Below are 24,739 nucleotides of genomic sequence, written 5' to 3' on the forward strand. Positions count from 1 at the left end.
GTAGCCCGCCGGGGGTGTCCGCCCCGCCGTGCGCCTCAATCGCCGGCGGGGCTGGTTGAAGCTGCGCCCCCGGGCTCCGCGTCGGCGCGGGTGGGCCCGTGCCTGCGGGCGTGCTGCGGGGCTCCGCCCCGCGCCCCGCGCCTCAATCGCCGGCGGGGCTGGAAGGGTCCGCCGCCGGGGCTGGGTGGTCCACTGGCCAGGTTGGGTGGTCCGCCGAGGGGGCTGGGTGGGAGCTGCGCCCCGGGCTCCGCGTCGGCGCGGGTGGGCCCGTGCCTGCGGGTGTGCTGCGGGGGCCCGGCTGCGCCGGGTTCTGCGGGGCTCCGCCCCGCGCCCCGCGCCTCAATCGCCGGCGGGGCTGGAGGGGTCCGCCGGCGGGGCTGGGTGGTTCGCCGGTCGGGCCGGGTGGTCTGGCGGTGGGGCTGGGTGGTCCGGGCACCCCGGGCTCGAGCCAGGCCGGGTGGTCCGCCGGGGGGGGGGCTGGGTCCGGGCGGGGCCGGGATGGGCGAGGGCCCCCGGGCGCCGAAGCGGCCGGGGGCCCTGACTGCACGAACAGCGGCCAGCGCTACGGCTGGGCCGCCCGCGCCTCGCGGCGGTTGTGGCGGAACGTGTTCGCGCGACGGGTCGTCGCGAACAGCGGGATCGTCGCCGCCAGCGCGATCTGCAGCGCGCACCCCGTCTGGAGCAGCAGCTGACCGCCCGGGGCGTCGAACGCCCAGGCCGCCAGCAGCCCCATCGCCCCGACGATCCAGCTCAGCATCGCCACCGCGAGAACGCCCCGCGGCTTGGGGTACTCGACCCGGCTCACCATCAGCCAGGCCACCCCGATGATCGCCAGCAGCGTCGGGATGAACGGAAGCCCCAGCAGCACGACGGACACGACCGTCAAGGCTCCGAAGGGGCTCGGCATGCCCTGGAACATGCCGTCCTTCATCGTCACGCAGCTGAATCTCGCCAGGCGCAACACGACGGCGAGCAGGACCACGATCGCCGCCAGTGCCGACATCTTCTGGTGCGCGTCGTCCGCGACCATGCCGTACACCAGCACGAAGTACGCCGGCGCCAGGCCGAAGCTGATCAGGTCCGACAGGTTGTCCAGCTCCGCGCCCATCGGCGAGCTGCGCAGCTTGCGGGCCACGATGCCGTCGAAGAGGTCGAAGACCGCCGCGAGCAGCATCAGTATCACCGCGGTCGCCGCGCTGTGCCGGGCCATGCCGGACTCGCCGCTGCCGGTGAGGTGCGGGATGAGGATCCCGGTGGTGGTGAAGTACACCGCCATGAATCCGCAGGTCGCGTTGCCGAGGGTGAGGGTGTCCGCTATCGACAGCCGCAGGGAGAGCGGCATGTCTTCCGCGTCCGCGTCCTCGTCCTTGGCCTCGGGCACCCAGCCTGTGGCAGGGGTCTCAGGGTCAGTCACGGTCAATTCGGGTCACCCCCGCGGTGGTGGCCTGACCGACCTCGACCGCGACCTCGACGCCCTCGGGGAGGTAGATGTCGACGCGCGAGCCGAAACGGATCAGACCGATGCGTTCGCCCTGCTCCACCTTGGTGCCGGCCGGCAGGTAGGGGACGATGCGACGCGCGACGGCTCCGGCGATCTGCACCATCTCGATGTCGCCGAGCTCGGTGTCGAAGTGCCAGACGACGCGCTCGTTGTTCTCGCTCTCCTTGTTGAACGCCGGGACGAACCCGCCGGGGATGTGCTCCACGGACGTCACCGTGCCGGCCAGGGGCGCACGGTTGACGTGGACGTTCAGGGGGCTCATGAAGATCGCGACGCGAGTGCGCCCGTCCTTCCACGGCATGATGCTCTGCACCACACCGTCGGCGGGCGAGATGACGCGGCCCTGGGCGATTTCGCGCTCCGGGTCGCGGAAGAACCACAGCATGCCCGCCGCGAGAGCGGTGGCGGGCACGGCCGCCGCGGCCCAGCGTCCGGACTTGCGGGCCCGGGTGAGGCTGAGGGCCGCGGTGGCGACGGTCGGCAGGAGCCACGGCGATGCTCCGCGCGCGAGGCGTCCACCGAGGAGGCCGACGCGAGGTGCAGAGGTTTGGCTGTGGGGCATGGATGACCTTCGTAGCGGGTGATGCCGCGCCGCAAACGGGGGGACGGGACGGCGGCTTTACTGGAATGCTATCGGTTGCACGCAACAACTGGGCAAGCCAGAAGCCGAGTCGATGACCGTCGGCCAGTGACTGCTAGTGACCCTGCTGCGGAAAATCTTCCTGCGATTCACCGCAAAAGGGACTTTCAACCCTGGAGCCGGTACTCCTCGAGCAGGCGCCGCCCGATGATCATTTTCTGGATCTCGGCGGTACCTTCACCGATCAGCAGCATCGGGGCTTCCCGGTAGAGGCGCTCGATCTCGTACTCCTTCGAGAACCCGTACCCGCCATGGATACGGAAGGCGTCCTCCACCACCTCCTTGCAGTACTCGGAGGCGAGGTACTTCGCCATACCCGCTTCGAGGTCGTTTCGTTCCCCGGAGTCCTTTTTGCGTGCTGCGTTCACCATCATCGCATGGGCGGCTTCGACCTTGGTAGCCATCTCGGCCAGCTTGAACTGGATGGCCTGGTGCTCGGCGATCGCCTTGCCGAAAGTATGACGTTGCTGGGCATAGGAGACACCCAGCTCGAACGCACGCTGAGCGACGCCGCAGCCACGCGCCGCCACGTTGACGCGGCCGACCTCGACCCCGTCCATCATTTGGTAAAACCCTCGGCCCGTCTGTCCGCCCAGGACGCGATTGGCCGGAATGCGCAGTCCGTCCATGATGAGCTCGGTCGTGTCGACGCCCTTGTAGCCCATCTTGTCGATCTTGCCCGGGATGGTCAGGCCCGGACGGACCTCACCGAAGCCGGGCTCCTTCTCGACCAGGAAGGTCGTCATCGACTTGTGCGGGGCGGTGCCCTCCGGGTGTCCTTCGTCACTCCGGACGAGCACGGCCACCAGCGTGGACGTGCCGCCGTTCGTGAGCCACATCTTCTGGCCGTTCAGGACGTACTCGTCACCGTCCTTCACCGCCTTGGACGTGATGGCCGACACGTCCGAGCCCAGGCCCGGCTCGGACATCGAGAAGGCGCCGCGGACCTCACCCAGCGCCATGCGCGGGAGGAAGTGGTCCTTCTGCTCCTGCGTACCGTGCTGCTTGAGCATGTACGCCACGATGAAGTGGGTGTTGATGATGCCCGAGACGGACATCCAGCCGCGTGCTATCTCCTCGACGCACAGCGCGTAGGTGAGCAGCGACTCACCCAGACCGCCGTACTCCTCGGGGATCATCAGGCCGAACAGGCCGAGTTCCTTGAGACCGTCGACGATCTGCTGCGGGTACTCGTCGCGGTGCTCCAGCTCGGTCGCGACCGGAATGATCTCCTTGTCGACGAACTCGCGGACCGTCTTGAGGATCTCGCGCTGGACCTCGTTCAGGCCGGCGGTCTGGGCAAGTCGGGTCATGGCTCTTACTTCCCCTGTTCCTTGAGCTGCGGGCGCCCGGGCTGCTCGCCGCCGCGCTCCTTGATGTACGTCTCGGTCGGGACCATCACCTTGCGCCGGAAGACGCAGACCAGGGTGCCGTCCTGCTTGTAGCCCTTGGTCTCCACGTAGACGATCCCGCGGTCGTTCTTCGACTTCGAGGGCGTCTTGTCGAGCACCGTGGTCTCGCCGTAGACGGTGTCGCCGTGGAAGGTCGGCGCCACGTGCCGCAGGGACTCGATCTCCAGGTTGGCGATGGCCTTCCCGGAGACGTCGGGGACCGACATGCCGAGCAGCAGCGAGTAGATGTAGTTGCCGACGACCACGTTCTTGCCGAAGTCGGTGGTGTTCTCGGCGTAGTTGCTGTCCATGTGCAGCGGGTGGTGGTTCATGGTCAGCAGGCAGAAGAGGTGGTCGTCGTACTCCGTGACCGTCTTCCCGGGCCAGTGCTTGTAGACCGCCCCGACCTCGAACTCCTCGTACGTGCGTCCGAACTGCATGGCCCTACGCCTCCGCCGTCTTCTCGATCGAGGGGTGTTCGAACTTGGTGGTCCGCTGCATGCCCGCCGCGCGGCCCTTGCCCGCGATGACCAGGGCCATCTTGCGGCTGGCCTCGTCGATCATCTCGTCGCCGAGCATCGCCGAGCCCTTCTTGCCGCCGGCCTCGGACGTGCACCAGTCGTACGCGTCGAGGATCAGCTCCGCGTGGTCGTAGTCCTCCTGGGACGGGGAGAACACCTCGTTCGCCGCGTCGACCTGACCGGGGTGCAGCACCCACTTGCCGTCGAAGCCGAGGGCCGCGGCCCGCCCGGCGACCTCGCGGTACGCGTCCACGTCGCGGATCTGGAGGAAGGGGCCGTCGATCGCCTGGAGGTCGTGCGTACGGGCCGCCATCAGGATCCGCATCAGGATGTAGTGGTAGGCGTCCGCCGGGTAGCCGGGCGGCTGCATGCCCACGACCAGGGACTTCATGTTGATGGAGGCCATGAAGTCGGCCGGGCCGAAGATGATGGTCTCCAGCCGGGGGGAGGCGGCGGCGATCGCGTCGACGTTCACCAGGCCCTTCGCGTTCTCGATCTGCGCCTCGATGCCGATCTTGCCGACCTCGAAGCCCATGGTCTTCTCGATCTGCGTCAGCAGCAGGTCGAGCGCCACGACCTGCTGGGCGTCCTGCACCTTCGGCAGCATGATGCAGTCGAGGTTCTGGCCGGCGCCCTCGACGACCGTGATGACGTCACGGTAGGTCCAGTGCGTGGTCCAGTCGTTGACGCGCACCACGCGGGTCTTGCCGGTCCAGTCGCCGTTGTTCAGCGCGTCCACGATCGTGTGGCGCGCGCCCTCCTTGGCGAGGGGGGCGCAGGCGTCCTCCAGGTCGAGGAAGACCTGGTCGGCCGGCAGGCCCTGGGCCTTCTCCAGGAAACGCGGGTTCGAACCCGGCACCGCGAGGCAGGAGCGGCGCGGCCGCAGCCGGTTCACCGGGGAAGCGGGCGTGGTCATGCGGGAACCTCCATGGGGTCGAGCTTGTTCGCTTTGCGGATCTCGTCGACGATACGGCCGATGATCTCCGTGATGCCGAAGTCCTTGGGTGTGAACACGGCGGCGACTCCGGCCGCCTTCAGTGTCACCGCGTCGGCGTTCGGGATGATGCCGCCCACGATGACGGGTATGTCGCCCGCCCCCGCGAGGCGCAGGCGTTCCAGCACGTCCGGGACGAGCGCGCAGTGCGAGCCGGACAGGATGGACAGTCCCACGCAGTGCACGTCCTCGGCCAGCGCGGCCGCGGAGATCTCCTCCGGCGTCAGCCGGATGCCCTGGTAGACCACCTCGAAGCCGGCGTCGCGGGCGCGGACCGCGATCTGCTCGGCGCCGTTGGAGTGCCCGTCCAGGCCGGGCTTGCCGACCAGCAGCCGCAGCCGGCCGGAGCCGAGCTCCTCGGCCGTCCGGGCGACCTTCTCCCGGACGAGGGCCATCGGGGTGCCCTCCTCGGCGGTGACCGCCACCGGGGCCGAGGAGACCCCGGTCGGGGCGCGGAACTCGCCGAACACCTCGCGCAGCGCGCTCGCCCACTCCCCGGTGGTGACACCGGCGCGGGCGCACTCCAAGGTGGCCTCCATCAGGTTCTCGGTCCCGGCGGCGGCCTCCTTCAGCCGCTCCAGGGCCTGCCGGGTGGTGGGAAAGACGAACGGGTCGCCGTTGCCCTGGCGGTCCGAGGACTCCTCGCGCTCGGCGCGCCAGCGGCCGATGCGCTCGACGATCTGCGCCTCCACCGCCCCGTCCACCGTCATGATGGCGCCGTCCAGGTCGGCGGTGAGCGGGTTCTCCTCCGTCTGCTGGAAGCAGTTGACGCCGACGATCTTGTCCTCGCCGGCCTCGATCCGGGCCCGCCGCTCGGCGTGCGAGGAGACGAGCCGGGACTTGAGGTAGCCGGACTCGACGGCGGCCATCGCGCCGCCCATCTCCTGGATCCGGTCGATCTCCGCCAGGCACTCGGCCACCAGCGACTCGACCTTGGCCTCGATGACGTGGGAGCCGGCGAAGATGTCCTCGTACTCCAGCAGGTCGCTCTCGTGCGCGAGGACCTGCTGGATGCGCAGCGACCACTGTTGGTCCCAGGGCCGGGGCAGGCCCAGCGCCTCGTTCCAGGCGGGCAGCTGCACCGCGCGGGCGCGGGCGTCCTTGGAGAGGGTGACCGCGAGCATCTCCAGCACGATGCGCTGGACGTTGTTCTCCGGCTGGGCCTCGGTCAGGCCCAGGGAGTTGACCTGGACGCCGTACCGGAAGCGCCGCTGCTTGGCGTCCTGGATGCCGTAGCGCTCGTGGGTGACCTGGTCCCAGATCCGGCCGAAGGCGCGCATCTTGCACATCTCCTCGATGAAGCGGACGCCCGCGTTCACGAAGAAGGAGATCCGGGCGACGACCTCACCGAAACGTTCCTCCGGGACCTGCCCGGAGTCGCGCACCGAGTCCAGGACGGCGATCGCGGTGGACATCGCGTACGAGATCTCCTGGACCGGGGTCGCCCCCGCCTCCTGGAGGTGGTACGAGCAGATGTTGATCGGGTTCCACTTCGGGATGTGGTTGACCGTGTACGCGATCATGTCCGTCGTCAGGCGGAGCGAGGGTCCGGGCGGGAAGACGTGCGTCCCGCGCGAGAGGTACTCCTTGACGATGTCGTTCTGGGTGGTGCCCTGGAGCTTGGAGATGTCCGCGCCCTGCTCCTCGGCGGCCACCTGATAGAGCGCCAGCAGCCACATGGCCGTGGCGTTGATCGTCATCGAGGTGTTCATCTGCTCCAGCGGGATGTCCTGGAACAGCCGCCGCATGTCGCCCAGATGGGAGACCGGGACCCCGACCCGGCCGACCTCGCCGCGGGCGAGGATGTGGTCGGGGTCGTAGCCGGTCTGCGTCGGCAGGTCGAACGCGACCGACAGGCCGGTCTGGCCCTTGGCGAGGTTGCGGCGGTACAGCTCGTTGGACGCCTCGGCCGTGGAGTGGCCGGCGTACGTCCGCATGAGCCACGGACGGTCTTTCTGGCGCTCTGTCATCTCAGGCTGTCCCTTTGGCCCTCGAACGGTCTCAGATGTTCCGGAAGCGGTTGATGGCGTCCAGGTGCGTGGCGCGCATCTCGTGGTCGCGCACGCCCAGGCCCTCCTCGGGGGCCAGCGCGAGGACGCCGACCTTGCCCTGGTGGAGGTTGCGGTGGACGTCGTAGGCGGCCTGGCCGGTGTCCTCCAGGGAGTAGACCTTGGACAGCGTGGGGTGGATCTTGCCCTTGGCGATCAGGCGGTTGGCCTCCCACGCCTCGCGGTAGTTGGCGAAGTGCGAGCCGATGATCCGCTTGAGCGACATCCACAGGTAGCGGTTGTCGTACTCGTGCATGTAGCCCGAGGTGGAGGCGCAGGTGGTGATGGTGCCGCCCTTGCGGGTGACGTAGACGCTCGCGCCGAAGGTCTCGCGGCCCGGGTGCTCGAAGACGATGTCGATGTCCTCGCCGCCGGTCAGCTCGCGGATGCGCTTGCCGAAGCGCTTCCACTCCTTCGGGTCCTGGGTGCGCTCGTCCTTCCAGAACTTGTAGCCCTCGGCGTTGCGGTCGATGACCGCCTCGGCGCCCATGGCGCGGCAGATGTCCGCCTTCTCCGGGCTGGAGACGACGCAGATCGGGTTGGCGCCGCCGGCCAGGGCGAACTGGGTGGCGTACGAGCCGAGGCCGCCGCTCGCGCCCCAGATCAGGACGTTGTCGCCCTGCTTCATGCCGGCGCCGTTGCGGGAGACCAGCTGGCGGTAGGCGGTGGAGTTCACCAGGCCGGGCGAGGCGGCCTCCTCCCAGCTGAGGTGGTCCGGCTTGGGCATCAGCTGGTTCGACTTGACCAGGGCGATCTCCGCGAGGCCGCCGAAGTTGGTCTCGAAGCCCCAGATGCGCTGCTCGGGGTCGAGCATCGTGTCGTTGTGGCCGTCGGAGGACTCCAGCTCGACCGACAGGCAGTGCGCGACGACCTCGTCGCCGGGCTGCCAGGCGTTGACGCCGGGGCCGGTGCGCAGCACGACGCCCGCGAGGTCGGAGCCGATGACGTGGTACGGCAGGTCGTGGCGCTTGGTGAGCTCCGACAGCCGCCCGTAGCGCTCCAGGAAGCTGAAGGTGGAGACCGGCTCGAAGATCGAGGTCCACACGGAGTTGTAGTTGACCGAGGAGGCCATCACGGCCACCAGGGCCTCGCCCGGGCCGAGTTCGGGGACCGGGACCTGGTCGAGGTGCAGGGACTTGCGCGGGTCCTTCTCGCGCGTGGTGAGCCCGGCGAACATCTCCGCCTCGTCCTTGTGCACGGTTATCGCGCGGTACGAGTCGGGGAGCGGCAGGGCCGCGAAGTCGGCGGCCGTTGCGGCCTGCGACTGGATCGCGTCCAGGATGTCCTTCACGGTGTTGCCTCCGGCTAAGCGCTGATGAGGGTGCGCTGAGGGGATACGCGGCTGCGTGGTGCGGGTGTGGTGTGGTGCCGTCGGTCCGGCGAAAGCGGTGGTGCGGCGACGCCCGTGGTGGGGCGTACGTGGCCTGGTGACGCAGGCATCCGGGGCGCGGTCCGTGCCGGGTGGACGTGGACCGCGGGGACATCCGGACCACTTCAACGTATGGCACCCCGTGTCACTCAGCAAGGCACCGCGTGCCAAAACTTTCTCTCATTTGCCTATTGACCTGCGCAGATGAGCGATGATCGATCAGAGTTACCGGCGAGTAGGGGCAACCCGGACAAACGGAAGGGCCGCCCCCGGATCGGGAGGCGGCCCTGTGTGACCGGAGTCGCTACTTGTTCCTGAGCGCCTCTTCGATGGTCCGCATGACCTCGTCGAGGGGCGCGTCCGTGCGGGCCACCGCCACCAGCACCTCGCCCTCCGTGCGCACCGCCGCCGGGGCGGCCGGCGGACCCGTCAGGGTGCGGCCCGCGCCGATCCCCGAGCCGAAGGTCTTGCGCACGATCGAGAAGGCGTGGTCCAGCTGCGCCTCCACGTCCCCCTGGCCGCCCGCGCGCAGCCAGCGCCGCAGCACGTGGTTGTGGGCCGTGACCACGGCCGAGGCCGCGACTTCCGCGAGCAGCGGGTCGTCGTTGCCGTCGTTGTGGTCCTGCTCGTCGAAGTGGGCCAGCAGGTAGCGGGTGAACAGCCGCTCGTACCGGGCCACCGAGGCGATCTCCCGCTCCCGCAGCGCCGGTACCTCACGGGTCAGCCGGTAGCGCTCCACCGACACCGCGGGCGAGGCGGCGTACATCTTCATGACTTCCTTGATCCCCCGGCACACCGTGTCGAGCGGGTGCTCGTGCGCCGGGGCCACGTCGAGGACGGCCTCGGCGCGGGTCAGGGTGTCGTCGTGGTCCGGGAAGATCGCCTCTTCCTTGGACCGGAAGTGCCGGAAGAAGGTCCGGCGGGCCACCCCGGCGGTCGCGGCGATCTCGTCGACCGTCGTGGCCTCGTACCCCTTCGTCGCGAACAGCTCCATGGCGGCAGCCGCCAGCTCGCGGCGCATCTTGAGCCGCTGAGCGGCCGCCTTGGTGCCGGCCGCGCTCTCCGGGGCGTCGGAGGCCGTGGCGGCGCGGGGCGAGGTCTTGGCGGGCTGGGACATAGAGCGAAAGTACTTCATTCGCGCAGGAGAGCGCGCCTGAGGGGGGTGGGACAGGGGTGGATGCGGGGGAGGACCGGCACTGGGCACACAGTGCTCATCGGGAGGGTTCGTCCGCCGTGAGGGTCCGGCGGACCCGAGGAGCCCTCCCCACGCATCCGGCTCGCGGGCCCGGGCGTCAGGGCGCCCGGGCGGCTGATCACCGGCGGGCGTACTCACGGAATCCGCGGCCGGTCTTCCGGCCCAGGCAGCCCGCCGCGACCAGGTGCTCCAGCAGCGGCGAGGGCGCCAGGCCCGGGTCGCGGAACTCCTGGTGGAGGACCTTCTCGATGGCCAGGGACACGTCCAGGCCGACCACGTCGAGGAGCTCGAAGGGCCCCATCGGGTAGCCGCCGCCCAGCTTCATCGCGGCGTCGATGTCGTCGATGCCCGCGTAGTGCTGCTCGACCATCTTGATCGCGTTGTTCAGGTACGGGAACAGCAGCGCGTTGACGATGAAACCGGCCCGGTCCCCGCAGTCGACCGCGTGCTTGCGGACCTTGCCGCAGACCTCGCGGACCGTGGCGTGCACGTCGTCCGAGGTCAGGACGGTACGCACGACCTCGACCAGCTTCATGGCCGGCGCCGGGTTGAAGAAGTGCATGCCGATCACGTCCTGCGGACGAGAGGTCGCGCGCGCCACGGCGATCACCGGCAGCGAGGAGGTGGTGGTGGCCAGCACCGCGCCCGGCTTGCAGACCTTGTCCAGGCCCGCGAACAGCTCCTGCTTGACCGCCAGGTCCTCGGCGACGGCCTCCACGGCCAGGTCCACCTCGGCGAAGGCGTCCAGCGAGCCCGCCGGGGTGATCAGCGCCAGGGTCTTCGCCGCGCCGTCCTCGGTCAGCCGGCCCTTGGACACCGCACGGCCCAAGGACTTGCCGATCGCGGCCTTCGCGGCCTCCGCCTTCTCCTGGCTGCGGGCCGCCAGCACCACCGGGTAGCCGGCCTGCGCGAAGACCTGCGCGATACCGCTCGCCATGGTGCCGGAGCCGGCCACGCCGACCGAGGCGACGGCGCGGCCCGCGCCCAGCAGCGCCCCGTCCAGCGGGGTCTGTAGGTCCCGCACGATCACCGGGCTGCCCGGCGCCTCGTAGGTGTAGAAACCGCGCCCCGCCTTCTGTCCCGTCAGGCCCGCCTCGGCGAGGTGCCCGAGGATGAGGGCCGGGGCGTGCAGCCGGTCGCCGGAGGAGGCGTACATGGCCTCCAGGACGGTCCGGGCGGTGTCCACGCCGATCAGGTCCAGCAGCGCCAGCGGGCCCATCGGCAGGCCGCAGCCGAGCCGCATCGCCGCGTCGATGTCCTCGCGGGAGGCGTACTTCGACTCGTACATGGCGGCGGCCTGGTTCAGGTAGCCGAAGAGCAGGCCGTCCGCGACGAAACCGGGACGGTCGCCGACCGCGACCGGCTCCTTGCCGAGCTCGCGGGCCAGTTCGGTGACCGCCTGGACGGCGGGCGGGGCCGTCAGCACGCAGGAGACGACCTCGACCAGCTTCATGGCCGGCGCCGGGTTGAAGAAGTGCAGGCCCAGGACCCGCTCGGGGCGCTGGGACTCGGCGGCCATCCGGGTCACCGACAGGGCGTTGGTGCCGGTGGCCAGGATGGTGTCCGGGCGGACGATCGCGTCGAGCTCGCGGAAGAGCCGCTGCTTGAGCGCGTAGTCCTCGGGGACGACCTCGATGACGAGGTCGGCGTCGGCGGCGGCGCTCAGCTCGGTGAACGTGCGGAACCGGGCGAGCACGCTGTCGCGCTCGGCCTCGGTGAGCCGCTGCCGGGCGACGGAGCGGGCCGTCGCGGCGGCGAGCGCGGCGCCGGCCCGGCGGGCGGCGGCTTCGCTGACGTCGATGCCGATGACCTCGCGGCCGGCCCGGGCGAGGACCTCGGCGATGCCGGTGCCCATCGTGCCGAGACCGATGACGGCGACGGTCTGGAGGGTGGGTTGACTGGACGTGGACGGACGGTCCATCGCGGGACTCCAGTGGAAGAGGGTGACGACTTGAGGGCGCGGCGCGCGGCGCACAGCACGCGGCCGGGGTGCGCACGGAGAAGCCCGGAGGGCTGAGAACGGCCGACCCTGTCCCGGGGCCGAGCCGTACCTGAAACGCCGTACCCGGACCTGCGGTACGGAACGCGCGGTACCTGGGGTACCGGACCGACTGGTACGGGGCGGCTGCGTCACCAGGCCGGTCCCGTACGTGTTGAGGGGAGCGTAACTCGTCGGTAACCCGTTGGCCAGAGCACGGGAACGGGGAACGGGTGTGACGTACACCGCTGCGGCCCTAGGGTGGCAGCGTGAACGACGTACTGGAGCGCCTGCGCGGCGAAGCGGTCGGGTCGGCGGAGTACGAGGCGCTGCTGGCGGCCGGCCCCGACGGGCTGGCGGCCGCGCTGACTTCGCCCGGGCGGCCGCTGTGGGCCCGCGAACTGGCCGCGTACCGGCTGGGGATGGCGGGGGACCGGCGGGCCTTCGAAGCGCTGGTGCTGCTGCTCAACCACCGCGACCCGCCCCGCTGCGAGGCCGCCGCCCAGGCGCTGGCCGTGCTCGGCGACCCGCGCACCGCCCGCGCGGCGGCGGCCCTGGCGACGAACGAACTCCGCACCGCCTACGCCCTGCACCCGGTCCGCCTGCTCACCGCCCTGCGGGCACCCGAGTCGGCCCCCGCGCTGATCCGCACCCTCTCCCGGCTCCTCGCGCCGCACGACCCGTACTGGCGCGTGGCCCTGGCCTGCGTGGAGGGCCTCGGTGCCCTGGCCGACCCGCGCGCCCGCGAGGTGCTGACCCGCGCCCAGTCCCACCCCCGCCTCGCGGTGGCGGCCACCGCGTCCCTGCGCGCGCTGCCCGCCCCCGAGGGGGCGGGCAGCTGACCGGCCGGCCCCGCCGGCGTCAGCCCCGGAAGCCCAGCAGCCCGTGCAGGGCCGCGCCGCCCGCCGAGTGCGGGAGCGCGCGGGTGGCCGCGGCCGGCGTCGGGGCGGGCAGGGCCGGGCAGGTGGCGTCCGCCGCCCTGCCCGTCCGCAGGTAGGCCGCCAGCTTGTCGTCCAGGCACTTGTTGCCGCTCAGCGCGATCCCGTGGTTGCCGCCGCCCTCCTCGACCACCAGGGCCGCGCCCTTGAGCTTCTCCCGCATGCTCAGCGCACCGCCGAACGGCGTCGCCGCGTCCTCCGTCGCCTGGAACAGCAGCGCCGAGGAGAGCCCGGTGGTGGTCACGTCCGGGGCGGCCAGCGGGTCGGTCTTCCAGAACGCGCACGGCGCGTTGTACCAGGCGTTGTTCCAGGTCATGAAGGGCGCCTCGGCGTGCGTGCGCCACATGTCGGCCCGCCAGGTGCCCCAGTCCTTCGGCCACGCCGAGTCCCGGCACTGCACCGCCGTGTACACGCTGTAGCCGTTGCCCGCCGCGGGTTCCACGGCGCCGAACCGCTCGTACGCGGCGACCAGCGGCTTCTCGTCCCCGGCCACGGAGTACGCGGAGAACGCCTCGGCCAGGTTGGGCCAGTAGCCGTTGTAGTAACCGCCCGGCATGAAGGTGTCCTCCAGCTCGGACGCGCCGACCTTCCCGCCCGCAGGCGATTCCCGCAGCGCCTCGCGCATCTCGTACCAGCGCCGCTCGACCTCGGCCGGGTCGCCGCCGAGCCGGTACTTCTCGTCGTACTGGGCCACCCACGCCGTGAACGCCTTGTGGCGGGCGTCGAAGGCCCGGTCCTGGGCGAGGTTGTCCTCGTACCAGACCCCGCCCGGGTCGACGACGGAGTCCAGGACGAGGCGGTGCACCCGGTCCGGGTGGAGCTTGGCGTACACCGCGCCCAGGTAGGTCCCGTACGAGTAGCCGAAGTAGCTGAGCTTCGCCGCGCCCAGGGCGGTGCGCAGCACCTCCAGGTCGCGGGCGGCGGAGATGGTGTCGATGTACGGGAGCACGTCCGCGTGCTTGGCCTGGCAGGACTCGGCGAAGGACTTGACCCGGTCCAGGTTGGCCTGCTCGGCGCGCCCGTCGGTGGGGACGGAGTCCGGCCGCACCGGGGCGAAGTACCCGTCGGCGCAGTCCAGGGCCGGCTCGCTCCTGCCCACGCCCCGGGGGTCGAACCCGATCACGTCGTAGGCGGCCGCCACGTCCTTGGGCAGGGCGGCGGCGACGAAACCGGCCAGCGCCCGGCCGCTGCCGCCCGGCCCGCCGGGGTTGACCAGCAGCGGGCCCTGTGACTTCGCCGCGGTGTGCGGGACGCGGGTCAGCGCCAGGGTGATCTGCCGGCCGCCGGGGTCGTCGTGGTCGAGCGGGACCTTGAGGGAGGCGCACTGGAGCGAGGGGTAGCGGGCGGTCGCGCAGCCGGTCCAGCGCGGCGCCGCAGCCGAGCCGGCCGGGGCCGCCGGGGCCGCCGGGGCGGCCGTGACCGGCGTGGCCAGGGCGGCGGCGACGGTCGCGACCGAGAGCAGCACGGCGGCGCGGCTCCTGAGCGCGCCGCGCCGCCCGGGCCCACCGGTCGCCGGGCCGCCGTCCGTCGGGCTGCTGTTCGTCGGTCCGCTCTCCTTCATGGAGCCGCGCGGGTTCAGGGGGTCGAGCATGGGGCCTCCCAGCCGAGGGTTCTGGGCGGAATCGTCCCGGAAACCACGCCCCGAAACCCGGATTGCGCCGCCCATTGGCCCGATCTGATGAGCGTTCAGGGGCCGTACGGGGCGCCCGGAGCCGGCCGGACCCGATTTGGGCGCCCGCCCCCGAGGTGGTTGGCTTGCCGCGACGAGCGGACACAACTGCTGGAGGAACAGCTATGGCGCAGGTCGAGGCCACCACGGAGCGGATCATCGCGGCCGACGCGGAGACCGTGTTCGACGCGCTTGCGGACTACACCGGGACCCGGGGCAAGCTGCTGCCCGAGCACTTCAGCGAGTACGAGGTGCGCGAGGGCGGCGACGGCGAGGGCACCCTGGTCCACTGGAAGCTCCAGGCCACCAGCAAGCGCGTACGGGACTGCCTGCTGGAGGTCAGCGAGCCCACCGACGGGCAGCTCGTGGAGAAGGACCGCAACTCCTCCATGGTCACCACCTGGACCGTGACGCCGGCCGGCGAGGGCCGGTCCAGGGCCGTCGTCTCCACCGTGTGGAACGGCGCCGGAGGCATCGGCGGCTTCTTCGAGCGCACCTTCGCCCCCAAGGGCCTGGGCCGCATCTACGACACGGTGCTCACCAACCTCGCGGCCGAAGTCGAGGGCTGAGCAAGGCCGTTGCCGCGAGGGCCACCGGGCGGCTCACCGGTTCGGGTGGAATTCCCGGAGACCGGCGAGTACGCCCGGGCCCCGGGCGTGGCCCCGGGCTTTCGGGGGGAAGACGGCCTAGGCTGGACCGTCCGCGACCCGACCGACCGGGGGCCCGATGAAGATCCTCATCTCCGCCGACATGGAAGGCGCCACCGGCGTCACCTGGCCCGCCGACGTACTGCCCGGGACCCCGCAGTGGGAACGCTGCCGCTCCCTGTTCACCTCCGACGTCAACGCGGCCGTCCTCGGCTTCTTCGACGGCGGGGCCGACGAGGTGCTGGTCAACGAGGCCCACTGGACCATGCGCAACCTGCTGCTGGAGCAACTCGACGAACGCGCCGAGATGCTCACCGGCCGGCACAAGTCCCTGTCCATGGTCGAGGGCGTCCAGCACGGCGACGTCGACGGCATCGCCTTCGTCGGCTACCACACCGGCGCCGGCGCCGAGGGCGTACTCGCCCACACCTACCTCGCCAACACCATCACCGGCGTCTGGCTCAACGGCGTCCCCGCGAGCGAGGGCCGGCTGAACGCGCACGTCGTCGCCGAGTACGGCGTCCCCGTCGTCCTGGTCACCGGTGACGACCTGACCTGCGCCGACGCCGCCGGTTACGCGCCCGCCGCGGAGTGCGTCGCCGTCAAGGACCACGTCTCGCGCTACGCGGCGGTGTGCCGCACCCCCGCCCGGACCGCCGCCGACATCCGTACCGCCGCCGGGCGGGCGACCCGGCTGGCCGCCCGCCACGAACCGCACGCGCACGGTCCCTACACCGTCGAGGTGGAGTTCGACGCCGCACACCTGCCGGCGGCCGCCACCGTGATCCCCGGCGTCGCCCGTTCCGGCGAGCGCCGGGTCGCGTACACCAGCGAGACCATGTACGAGGGCATCCGCACCTTCAAGGCGGTCACGACGGTCGTCTCCGCGGCCGTGGAGGAGCAGTATGGCTGACATGCAGCCCATGCGATCGACCGCCGGCCCCACGGACGACAGCGTGGACCGGGCGGCGCTCGACGAAGCGGTCGAGTTCACCTCCGGCCTCATCCGCATCGACACCACCAACCGCGGCGCCGGCGACTGCCGGGAACGGCCCGCCGCCGAGTACGTCGCCGAGCGGCTCGCCGCCACCGGGCTGGAGCCGGTCCTGCTGGAGCGCACGCCCGGGCGCACCAACGTGGTCGCCCGGATCGAGGGCAGCGACCCGTCCGCCGAGGCCCTCCTCGTCCACGGCCACCTCGACGTGGTCCCGGCCGAGGCCGCCGACTGGAGCTTGGACCCCTTCTCCGGGGAAATCCGCGACGGTGTGGTCTGGGGCCGCGGGGCCGTCGACATGAAGAACATGGACGCGATGGTGCTGGCCGTCGTACGGGGCTGGGCCCGGACCGGCACGAAGCCCCGCCGGGACGTCGTGCTCGCCTTCACCGCCGACGAGGAGGACAGCGCCGTCGACGGCTCGGGTTTCCTCGCCGACCACCACCCGCACCTGTTCGAGGGCTGCACGGAGGGCATCAGCGAATCCGGCGCCTTCACCCTGCACACCGGCCCGGGCCGCCCCCTCTACCCGATCGCCGCCGGCGAGCGCGGCACCGCCTGGCTGAAGCTGACGGCGCACGGCACCGCCGGCCACGGCTCCAAGCCCAACCGTGCCAACGCCGTCACCCGCCTCGCCGCCGCCGTCGCGCGGATCGGCGCCTACGAATGGCCCGTCCGGCTCACCGGCACCGTCGCCGCCTGCCTCACCGAACTCGCCGCCCACCAGGGCCTGTCCGTGAACCCGCGCGCCCGCGGCTTCGACCTCGACGCGCTCCTCGGCAAGCTCGGCCCGGCCGCCGCCCTGGCCGAGGCCGCGCTGCGCAACAGCGCCAACCCGACCATGTTCAGCGCCGGTTACAAGCTGAACGTCATCCCGGAGCACGCCACCGCCTACGTCGACGGACGAATGCTGCCCGGCGGCGAGGAGGAGTTCATCGCCACCCTCGACGAACTCACCGGCCCCGACGTGCACTGGGAGTTCCACCACCGGGAAGTGGCACTCGAAGCGCCCGTCACCGGCCGGACGTACGGGATCCTGCGCGAGAGCGTCGAGCACTTCGACCCCGAAGGGCACGTGGTGCCGTTCTGCATGGCGGGCGGCACCGACGCCAAGCAGTTCTCCCGGCTCGGCATCACCGGCTACGGCTTCTCCCCGCTCAAGCTGCCGCCCGGCTACGACTACTGGTCCCTCTTCCACGGCGTGGACGAGCGGGTGCCGGTGGACGCCCTGCACTTCGGGGTCCGGGTGCTCGACCGCGCGCTGCGCACCCTGTGACGGGGGCCGGGCGATGACGGCACTCCCGGCCGGGCCCTACGGGAGCTGGCCCTCGCCCATCGACGCCGCGCTGGCCGCCTCGCTCGACGGGCGGCCCGAGTACCTGGGCACCGTCGGCCCGGAGGTGTGGTGGACCGAACCCCGCCCGGCCGAGGGCGGCCGCCGCACCCTGGTCCGCAGGCCCGCCGGCGCAGGCCCCGAGCGGTCGGTGCTGGACGCGCCCTGGGACGTCCGCAGCCGGCTCACCGAGTACGGGGGCCGCCCTTGGGCCGGTACCGAACGCGCCACCGGCGGGCCGCTGGTGGTGTTCGTCCACCACGCCGACCAGCGAATGTACGCGTACGAGCCCGACGCACCCGGCGGCCCCGCGCCCCGGCCGCTCACCCCGCCCGGCTCGCCGCCGGCGGGCCACGGCGGGCTGCGCTGGGCCGATCCGGTGCTGCGCGGCGGCGAAGTCTGGTGCGTGATGGAGGAGTTCACCGGGCCGGCGCCCACCGACGTGCGCCGCGTGGTGGCCGCCGTACCGCTGGACGGGTCGGCCGCCGCCGACCGGTCGCTGGTACGGGAACTGACCGACGACCGGCACCGGTTCACCACCGGACCGCGGATCTCCCCGGACGGGCGGCTCGCGGCCCGGCTGGTGTGGGACCACCCGAGGATGCCCTGGGACGGCACCGAACTGCTGCTGGCCGACCTCACGGACGACGGCCTCGCGCGGGCCCGCACCGTGCTCGGCGGACCCGACGAGGCCGTCGCCCAGGTGGAGTGGGCCGCCGACGGGACCCTCCTCGCGGTGAGCGACCGCGGCGGCTGGTGGAACCCGTACCGCGTCGACCCGGACACCGGCGAGGCCGTCAACCTCTGTCCGCGCGAGGAGGAGTTCGGCGGCCCGCTGTGGAAGCCCGGCCTGGCCTGGCTCGCCCCGCTCCCGGACCGGCTGATCGCCGTCCTGCACGGCCGGGGCTCCTCGGTGCTCGGCGTGCTCGATCCCGACACCGCGGACCTGGTCGACGCGGCCGGGCCGTGGACGGACTGGCGGCCCACCCTCGCGGTCCACGGCACGCGGGTGTACGGGGTCGCCGCCAGCCCGCGCAGCGGGTACGAGGTGGTCGAGCTGGACACCGCCTCCGGCCACGCCCGGGTCATCGGCGCCCGGGCCGCCGATCCCGTGGACCCGGCGTACTACCCGGAACCGCAGAGCCGCACGTTCCCCGGCCCGGGCGGCCGGGAGATCCACGCCCACGTCTACCCGCCGCACCACCCCGACCGCCCGGCGCCCGCCGACGAGCTGCCCCCGTACGCGGTGTGGGCACACGGCGGCCCGACCGACCACGTGCCGCCCGTACTCGACCTGCACATCGCCTACTTCACCTCGCGGGGCATCGGCGTGGTCGAGGTGAACTACGGCGGCTCCTCCGGCTACGGACGCGCCTACCGCGAGCGGCTGCGCGAGCAGTGGGGCGTGGTCGACGTGGAGGACTGCGCGGCCGTGGCCCGGGCGCTGGCCGCCGAGGGCACCGCCGACCCGGACCGGCTCGCGATCCGCGGCGCCAGCGCGGGCGGCTGGACCGCGGCGGCCTCCCTGGCCGCGAACGACCTGTACGCCTGCGCGGCGATCAGCTACCCCGTGCTGGACCTGAGGGGCTTCGCGGCGGAGACCCACGACCTGGAGTCCCACTACGTCGACGGCCTGGCCGGGCCGCCGCAGACCCTGGGCGTGCGCTGCCGCGAACGCTCCCCGGTGGCCCGCGCCGACCGGATCACCGCCCCCTTCGTGCTGCTCCAGGGCCTCGACGACCCGGTCTGTCCGCCCGCCCAGGCGGAGCGCTTCCTCGCCGCGCTGCGGGGCGGCTCGGTGCCGCACGCCTACCTCACCTTCGCGGGCGAGGGCCACGGCTTCCGGCGCGCGGACACCATGGTCCGCGCCCTGGAGGCCGAACTCGCCCTCTACGTGCAGGTGTTCGGGATCGAGCGGGCGGACCTGCCGAACCTGCCCCTGGAACCCTGAGACCGACGGCGGCACGGGGCGCGGCCCCACCCGCCACCGTAGGCTGGGCCGATGGCCGGTCTCCACTACCTCCGCGAGGGGCCCCGCGTCGGGATCCGCGGCTACCGCGCCGCCGACGGGCCCGAGTTCACCACCCGGGTGCAGGAGAGCCGGGACCTGCACCGGCCCTGGCTGTTCCCGCCCGACACGGTCGAGGCCTACGAGCCCTACGCGGCCCGCCTCACCGGTGACGGGCACGCCGGTTTCCTCGTCTGCGAACGCGCCACCGGCGCGCCGGCCGGGTTCGTCAACATCAACAACATCGTCCGCGGCGGGTTCCAGTGCGGCGCCCTAGGCTACGGGGCCTTCGCGCACGCGGCGGGCCGCGGACTGCTCGGCGAGGCGCTCGGCCTCGTCCTGGCCCACGCCTTCGCCCCGGCCGGGGCGAACGGCCTCGGCCTGCACCGGCTCGAGGCCAACATCCAGCCCGGCAACACCGCCTCGATCGCGCTCGTACGCCGGCCCGGCTTCCGGCTGGAGGGTTTCTCCCCCGCCTTCCTGCACGTCGACGGCGCCTGGCGGGACCACGAGCGCTGGGCGCTGACCGCACCGTAGGCCACCGCTTTGCGTAATCCTGACCGGTGGTGATCCGCGGAACCCCTGTGCACCGGCCGGTGCGGCGTGTTCCATTCCTTCATGGCCACCACCGTCCGACGTGCCCAGCTGACCCTCCCCGCCGCCCCGCTCGGCCCCGAGAACCCACTGCCCGCCCTGCGCGCGCCCGCCGAGGTACACGTACTGGACGAGCGGGCGCGGCAGGGGCTGCCGCGCGACATGGCCCGGCAGATCGGCTACGAACCGCTGCGCTCGCTGCTGCCCGTACGGCTCCGCGACGGGTACGAACGCGCCCGGCGCAGGCGCGACTTCGAAGCCGTCGTCATCGAGAACGCCCACCTGCGCGTCACGGTGCTGCCCGGGCTCGGCGGCCGGATCCACTCGCTCCTCCACCTCCCGACCGGCCGCGAACTCCTGTACCGCAACCCGGTGTTCCAGCCCGCGAACTTCGCCCTCAACGGCGCCTGGTTCTCGGGCGGCGTGGAATGGAACATCGGCGCCACCGGGCACACCACCCTGTCCTGCGCCCCGCTGCACGCCGCGCTCGTCCCGGCCCCGGACGGCGGCGTGATGGTCCGGCTGTGGGAGTGGGAGCGGCTGCGCGACCTGCCGTTCCAGGTGGACCTGTGGCTGCCGCAGGAGTCGGAGTTCCTGTACGTGGGCGTCCGCGTGCGCAACCCGCACGAGCGGCCCGCCCCGGTCTACTGGTGGTCCAACACCGCCGTCCCCGACGACCCCGGCAGCCGCGTGCTGGCGCCGGCGGACGAGGCCTGGCACTTCGGTTACGAGCGCTCGCTGCGGCGGATCCCGGTCCCGGACTGGGACGGCGCGGACCGCACCTACCCGCCGCGCGGCGCGCACCCCGCCGACTACTTCTACGAGCTCCCGGCAGACGCCCGGCCGTGGATCGCCTCCCTCGACGCCGAGGGCCGCGGCCTCGTCCAGACCTCCACCGGGCTGCTGCGCGGGCGCAAGCTGTTCACCTGGGGCGCGGGCGACGGCGGCCGGCGCTGGCAGGAGTGGCTCACCGAGCCCGGTACGGGCGGCTACGCCGAGATCCAGGCCGGGCTCGCCCGGACCCAGCTGGAGCACGTACGCCTGGAAGCCGGGGCGGAGTTCAGCTGGCTGGAGGCGTACGGGCCGCTCCGCGCGGACCCCGCCGCGGTGCACGGCCCCGACTGGGCGGCGGCGCGCGGCGCGGCCGCGGCGGCCCTGGAGGCCGCGCTGCCCGCCGAGCGGGTGGAGGCGGCGTACGCGGCATGGCGCGGCTCGGCCGACGCCGAGCCGGGGGAGCGGCTGGCGACCGGCTCCGGGTGGGGCGCGCTGGAGGTGCTCTGCGAGGGTTTCAAGCTGCCCGGGACCCCGTTCCCGGAGGCCACCCTGGGGGAGGCGCAGGCGCCCTGGCTGGAACTGTGGCGGACCGGCGTCTTCCCGGCGCCGCGCCGGGTGGCTCCGCCGGGGGACACCCTGGTGGCCCCGCACTGGCGGGACATGCTGGAGACCGCCCCCGCCGACCCGCTGACCGAGTACCACCTGGGCGTCGCCCAGTGGCACGCCGGGGACGTGGCCCAGGCCGTACGCAGCTGGGAGCGCGGCCTGGCGCTCGCGCCCTCCAGGTGGCCGCTGCTGCGCTGCCTGGCGGTGGCCGACGCGCTGGCCGGTGACGCCGGGCGGGCGGCGGACCGCTACACGGAGGCCTTCGAGGACCTGGCGCAGGAGAGCCGGGGCGGCGAACCGTGGCTCGCTGCGGAATCTGCGCTGGGCCGGGAGGCGCTGACGGCCCTCCTGGCGGCCGGCCGGCTCGCGGCGGCGCGCTCGGTCTGGGACCGGCTGCGGCCCGCCCTGCGCGAACACGGCCGGTTCCGGCTCCTCGCGGCGCGGCTGCTGGCGGCGGAGGGCCACCTCGGCGCGGCCCGGCGGGTCTTCGAGGACGGCTTCGAGGTGCCGGACCTGCGCGAGGGGGAAGAAACCCTGGAACACGTCTGGTCGGCGCTCACGGACCGCCCCCTGCCCCCGGCCTACGACTTCCGCATGCGCCCCAAGTCGCCCTGACCGCTCAGGCGCGGGCCAGGATCTCCCCGTTCAGGACCGAGAACCAGGCGTCCGGGGCCGCGCCCCAGGCGTGCCACGCCTCGGCGATCGCGGTCAGTCCGGCCGGGGTGGCGTGGCCGCCCGACGTCGCGAGCGACGCGTACGCCGAGTCCGTCGTGCGGTCCGCCCACAGGGAGGACCACCAGGCGACCTCCTCCGCGGTGGCGTAGCACCAGGACGTCGCCGAGGACGCCACCTCGGTGAACCCGGCCGCCCGCGCCCACGACAGCAGCCGTCGCCCCGCGTCCGGTTCGCCGCCGTTGGCCCGTGCCACCCGGCGGTACAGGCTCTGCCAGTCCTCCAGGCCCGGCGTCTGCGGGAACCAGGTCATCGCCGCGTAGTCCGCGTCGCGCGCCGCCACGATCCCGCCCGGCCGGCACACCCGCCGCATCTCGCGCAGCGCCCGTACCGGATCCCCGACGTGCTGGAGCACCTGGTGGGCGTGGACCACGTCGAAGGACCCGTCCGGGAAGTCCAGCGCGTGCACGTCCGCGGTGGCGAACTCGACGGGTACGCCGGGTGCGCGCTCCGCCACGTACGCCCGGGCCTGTTCCAGGACTTCGGCCGCCGCGTCGACCGCCGTGACCCGGCCGCCCGGGGAGACCAGTTCCGCCAGGTCCGCGGTGATGGTGCCGGGGCCGCAGCCCACGTCCAGGACCGACATGCCCGGCCGCAGTTCGCCGGTCAGGTACGCGGCCGAGTTCCGGGCGGTGCGCCAGCGGTGCGAACGCAGGACCGACTCGTGGTGGCCGTGCGTGTAGACGGTCTCCTTCATGGCGGTGACTCCTCCTCGTCGAAGCGTGTGATCACCGTAGAGGATCCGCTCGCAATCTGAGATATGCGTTTTGACATATGGACACGCCTGCTGCCTGGCAAGGGCGCTGCCCTGGTCGGTGGCAGGTCAACCGGGGTGCGAGGACAGTGGGCCCCAGGGGGAGCGAGCACGCCCGAGGACGGTGGGACCCATGCCCGGAACCCTGCTCCGACAGCACGCCGAGGCGCTGCGGCTGTTCGGTGCGCGGGTGCGCGCCGTAACGGACGGGCAGTGGGGCGCCCCGACCCCCTGCACCGAGTGGACCGTGCGGGACCTGGTCAACCACGTCACCGGAGAGCAGCTCTGGGTGCCGCCGCTGCTCACCGAGGGCCGCACGGTCGCCGAAGTCGGCGACGAACTCTCCGGCGACCTGCTCGGCGCGGACCCGGTGGCCGCCTGGGACCGGGCGGCCGTCGCCGCGCACTCGGCGTTCGCCGCGCCCGGCGCCCTCGGCAGGACGGTGCGGCTCTCGTACGGACCCGTACTCGGGTCGGCGTACTGCTCGGAACTGACCGCCGACTGCGTCGTCCACGCCTGGGACCTCTCGCGGGCCATCGGCGCCGACGACCGGATGCCGGACGGCCTCGTCGAGTTCTCGCTCAAGGAGGTCCTGCCGTACGCGGACGCGCTCGCCTCCTCCGGGATGTTCGCCGAGCCGCTGGAGGTGCCGCCGGGTGCGGACGCGCAGACCCGGCTGCTGGGGCTGCTGGGGAGGCGGGCCTGACCCGCACGGGCGGGCGATAGCGGGTAAATAACCGTATAAAGGGCATGATCCGGCGGAGAGGTGCCCGGGGACGGAACGACGGAAGGCGGCGGCGCGATGTCGGGGACGGCGGGGCCGGGGCGGAGCACGGCGCAGGAGCGCGGCAACGTCCGCGACGGACCGCCCGCTCCGCAGCCCGGCCTGCCGGTCCTGCCCGAACTCACCGCCGTCCTCGCCCGGGCCGCCGGACGGGCCGCCCCCGAGCCCCCGGGCGGCGGTGCGGCGGTGCGGGGGGCCGCCTGCCGCTTCTGGGCCCGGCGCGGACTGCCCAGCCGGCCCGAAGACGTCGCGGCGGGGCCCGGCGCGCCGGGGCTGCTGCTCGCGCTGCTCGGCGCGTACGGCGGCGACGTGCTGCTGCCCCGGCCCTGTCCCGCCTGGTGGACACCGCAGGTCCGGCTCCTGGGACGGCGCGCCTACCACGTGCCGACGCCCGCCGAGTGCGGCGGCGTACCCGATCCGTACGCCCTGCTGGAAACCGTCCGGCGGGTGCGCGCCGAGGGCGGGGACCCGCGGATCCTGTTGCTGTCCGTCGCCGACGACCCGACCGCCACCGTGCCGCCGCCCGAGATGGTGCGCGAGGCCTGCGAGGCCGCCGAGTCCGCCGGGTTGTTCGTGGTGAGCGACGAGAGCTGGCGCGACACCGTGCACCGGCCGCACGAGACGCTGGTGCTGAGTCCCGCCGAGATGCTCCCCGACCGGGCCGCCGTGCTGGTCGACCTGTCCGGGTCACTGCTGCCCTCCGGCTGGCCCGCGGCGGTGGTCCGGTTTCCCGGCACCGCGCGCGGAAGCGGGCTGCGGGCGCGCACGCTCGACGTCCTCGCCGCCACCGGCGCGCTCGTCGCCGGGCCGGTCGCCGGGGCCGCCGCGCACGCGCTCCACGAGCCCGACGCCGTCTCCGAACGGGCGTACGCGGCCGCCGCCCTGCACGGCACGGTGGCCGCCGCGGCGCACCACGAGCTGCTCGCCGCCGGGGCGTTCGCCCGGCCCCCGCAGGCCGGCCGCCACCTGTACGCGGACCTCTCCCCGCTCCGCACCGGGCTGGCCCGCCACGGGGTGGGCGACGCGATGGACCTGGAGGACTGGCTCGGCGCCCGGCTGGGCGCGCCGACCCCCGGCGGCCAGCGGTTCGCGGACGCACCCGACGCGCTGCGGGTACGCCTGTCGACGGGACCGCTGCTGGGGTCCGGCCCCGAGCAGCGGCTGGCCTCCCTCACCGCCCGGGAGCCCCTGGAGCTGCCGCACGTACGGGCCTGCCTGGACCGGCTCCGGTCGGTGCTGGCGGCCCTGGCCGACTGAACCGACGACCAA

Annotated in this window: 20 protein-coding genes; 9 read left to right on the forward strand and 11 right to left on the reverse strand. The window is 72.9% G+C overall.

What is annotated here, in order from left to right:
• Positions 1-562: 562 nt before the first annotated feature.
• From pssA to ACZ4M3_RS00830, 9 genes are all read right to left on the reverse strand, one after another.
• A complete protein-coding gene (gene pssA, locus ACZ4M3_RS00790; RefSeq protein WP_389661905.1) occupies positions 563-1,381 on the reverse strand; it encodes a CDP-diacylglycerol--serine O-phosphatidyltransferase in 819 nt (272 codons plus the stop codon).
• Positions 1,382-1,406: 25 nt separating this feature from the next.
• Positions 1,407-2,063 (reverse strand): phosphatidylserine decarboxylase, encoded by a 657-nt coding sequence (locus ACZ4M3_RS00795; protein WP_136212902.1) that lies wholly within the window; start codon positions 2,061-2,063, stop codon positions 1,407-1,409.
• A 185-nt stretch (positions 2,064-2,248) separates the two neighbouring features.
• Entirely contained in the window at positions 2,249-3,454 is a 1,206-nt protein-coding gene (locus ACZ4M3_RS00800; protein ID WP_136212901.1) for an acyl-CoA dehydrogenase family protein, read from the reverse strand.
• A 5-nt stretch (positions 3,455-3,459) separates the two neighbouring features.
• On the reverse strand, positions 3,460-3,972 hold the full coding sequence (locus tag ACZ4M3_RS00805; RefSeq protein ID WP_362299656.1) for a MaoC family dehydratase: 513 nt from the start codon (positions 3,970-3,972) through the stop codon (positions 3,460-3,462).
• 4 nt (positions 3,973-3,976) lie between these two features.
• Positions 3,977-4,969 (reverse strand): HpcH/HpaI aldolase/citrate lyase family protein, encoded by a 993-nt coding sequence (locus ACZ4M3_RS00810; RefSeq protein WP_467728902.1) that lies wholly within the window; start codon positions 4,967-4,969, stop codon positions 3,977-3,979.
• Positions 4,966-7,017 carry a protein meaA gene (locus tag ACZ4M3_RS00815; RefSeq protein ID WP_467728903.1) on the reverse strand — a complete coding sequence of 684 codons (2,052 nt, stop codon included), beginning with the start codon at positions 7,015-7,017 and terminating at the stop codon, positions 4,966-4,968. Before ACZ4M3_RS00815 ends, ACZ4M3_RS00810 begins: the two co-directional genes overlap by 4 nt.
• Positions 7,018-7,048: 31 nt before the next feature.
• The gene (ccrA, locus tag ACZ4M3_RS00820; RefSeq protein WP_467728905.1) at positions 7,049-8,386 is read right to left on the reverse strand and encodes a crotonyl-CoA carboxylase/reductase; all 1,338 of its coding nucleotides are present in this window, start codon (positions 8,384-8,386) and stop codon (positions 7,049-7,051) included.
• Positions 8,387-8,768: 382 nt separating this feature from the next.
• Positions 8,769-9,581, reverse strand: coding sequence for a TetR family transcriptional regulator (locus tag ACZ4M3_RS00825; protein WP_467728906.1), 813 nt, complete (start codon positions 9,579-9,581; stop codon positions 8,769-8,771).
• A 196-nt stretch (positions 9,582-9,777) separates the two neighbouring features.
• Positions 9,778-11,580, reverse strand: a complete 1,803-nt coding sequence (locus tag ACZ4M3_RS00830; RefSeq protein WP_467728908.1) for a 3-hydroxyacyl-CoA dehydrogenase family protein — start codon at positions 11,578-11,580, stop codon at positions 9,778-9,780.
• 326 nt (positions 11,581-11,906) lie between these two features.
• On the opposite strand from ACZ4M3_RS00830, the gene ACZ4M3_RS00835 reads away from it, so the two are divergent.
• Positions 11,907-12,479 (forward strand): HEAT repeat domain-containing protein, encoded by a 573-nt coding sequence (locus tag ACZ4M3_RS00835; RefSeq protein WP_467728910.1) that lies wholly within the window; start codon positions 11,907-11,909, stop codon positions 12,477-12,479.
• 19 nt (positions 12,480-12,498) lie between these two features.
• Here ACZ4M3_RS00835 and ACZ4M3_RS00840 read toward each other — a convergent pair whose 3' ends face one another.
• Positions 12,499-14,166, reverse strand: a complete 1,668-nt coding sequence (locus ACZ4M3_RS00840; RefSeq protein ID WP_467728912.1) for an alpha/beta hydrolase — start codon at positions 14,164-14,166, stop codon at positions 12,499-12,501.
• A gap of 203 nt (positions 14,167-14,369) precedes the next feature.
• Here ACZ4M3_RS00840 and ACZ4M3_RS00845 point away from each other — a divergent pair, with 203 nt between their 5' ends.
• From ACZ4M3_RS00845 to ACZ4M3_RS00870, 6 genes are all read left to right on the forward strand, one after another.
• Positions 14,370-14,813, forward strand: coding sequence for an SRPBCC family protein (locus ACZ4M3_RS00845; protein WP_467728914.1), 444 nt, complete (start codon positions 14,370-14,372; stop codon positions 14,811-14,813).
• A gap of 157 nt (positions 14,814-14,970) precedes the next feature.
• The gene (locus ACZ4M3_RS00850) at positions 14,971-15,804 is read left to right on the forward strand and encodes a M55 family metallopeptidase (protein ID WP_467728916.1); all 834 of its coding nucleotides are present in this window, start codon (positions 14,971-14,973) and stop codon (positions 15,802-15,804) included.
• A gap of 10 nt (positions 15,805-15,814) precedes the next feature.
• Entirely contained in the window at positions 15,815-17,161 is a 1,347-nt protein-coding gene (locus tag ACZ4M3_RS00855; protein WP_467728918.1) for a M20/M25/M40 family metallo-hydrolase, read from the forward strand.
• 13 nt (positions 17,162-17,174) lie between these two features.
• Positions 17,175-19,169, forward strand: coding sequence for a S9 family peptidase (locus tag ACZ4M3_RS00860; RefSeq protein ID WP_467728920.1), 1,995 nt, complete (start codon positions 17,175-17,177; stop codon positions 19,167-19,169).
• 51 nt (positions 19,170-19,220) lie between these two features.
• On the forward strand, positions 19,221-19,763 hold the full coding sequence (locus ACZ4M3_RS00865; protein WP_467728922.1) for a GNAT family N-acetyltransferase: 543 nt from the start codon (positions 19,221-19,223) through the stop codon (positions 19,761-19,763).
• An 81-nt stretch (positions 19,764-19,844) separates the two neighbouring features.
• A complete protein-coding gene (locus ACZ4M3_RS00870; protein ID WP_467728924.1) occupies positions 19,845-21,815 on the forward strand; it encodes a DUF5107 domain-containing protein in 1,971 nt (656 codons plus the stop codon).
• 4 nt (positions 21,816-21,819) lie between these two features.
• Here ACZ4M3_RS00870 and ACZ4M3_RS00875 read toward each other — a convergent pair whose 3' ends face one another.
• Positions 21,820-22,629 (reverse strand): class I SAM-dependent methyltransferase, encoded by an 810-nt coding sequence (locus tag ACZ4M3_RS00875; protein ID WP_467728926.1) that lies wholly within the window; start codon positions 22,627-22,629, stop codon positions 21,820-21,822.
• Positions 22,630-22,819: 190 nt separating this feature from the next.
• On the opposite strand from ACZ4M3_RS00875, the gene ACZ4M3_RS00880 reads away from it, so the two are divergent.
• Together ACZ4M3_RS00880 and ACZ4M3_RS00885 are read left to right on the forward strand one after the other, a co-directional pair.
• Positions 22,820-23,392 (forward strand): TIGR03086 family metal-binding protein, encoded by a 573-nt coding sequence (locus ACZ4M3_RS00880; RefSeq protein WP_467728928.1) that lies wholly within the window; start codon positions 22,820-22,822, stop codon positions 23,390-23,392.
• 96 nt (positions 23,393-23,488) lie between these two features.
• Positions 23,489-24,727, forward strand: coding sequence for an aminotransferase class I/II-fold pyridoxal phosphate-dependent enzyme (locus ACZ4M3_RS00885; RefSeq protein WP_467728929.1), 1,239 nt, complete (start codon positions 23,489-23,491; stop codon positions 24,725-24,727).
• Positions 24,728-24,739 lie beyond the last annotated feature (12 nt).

The sequence above is a fragment of the Streptomyces sp. NPDC026522 genome (assembly GCF_055567555.1).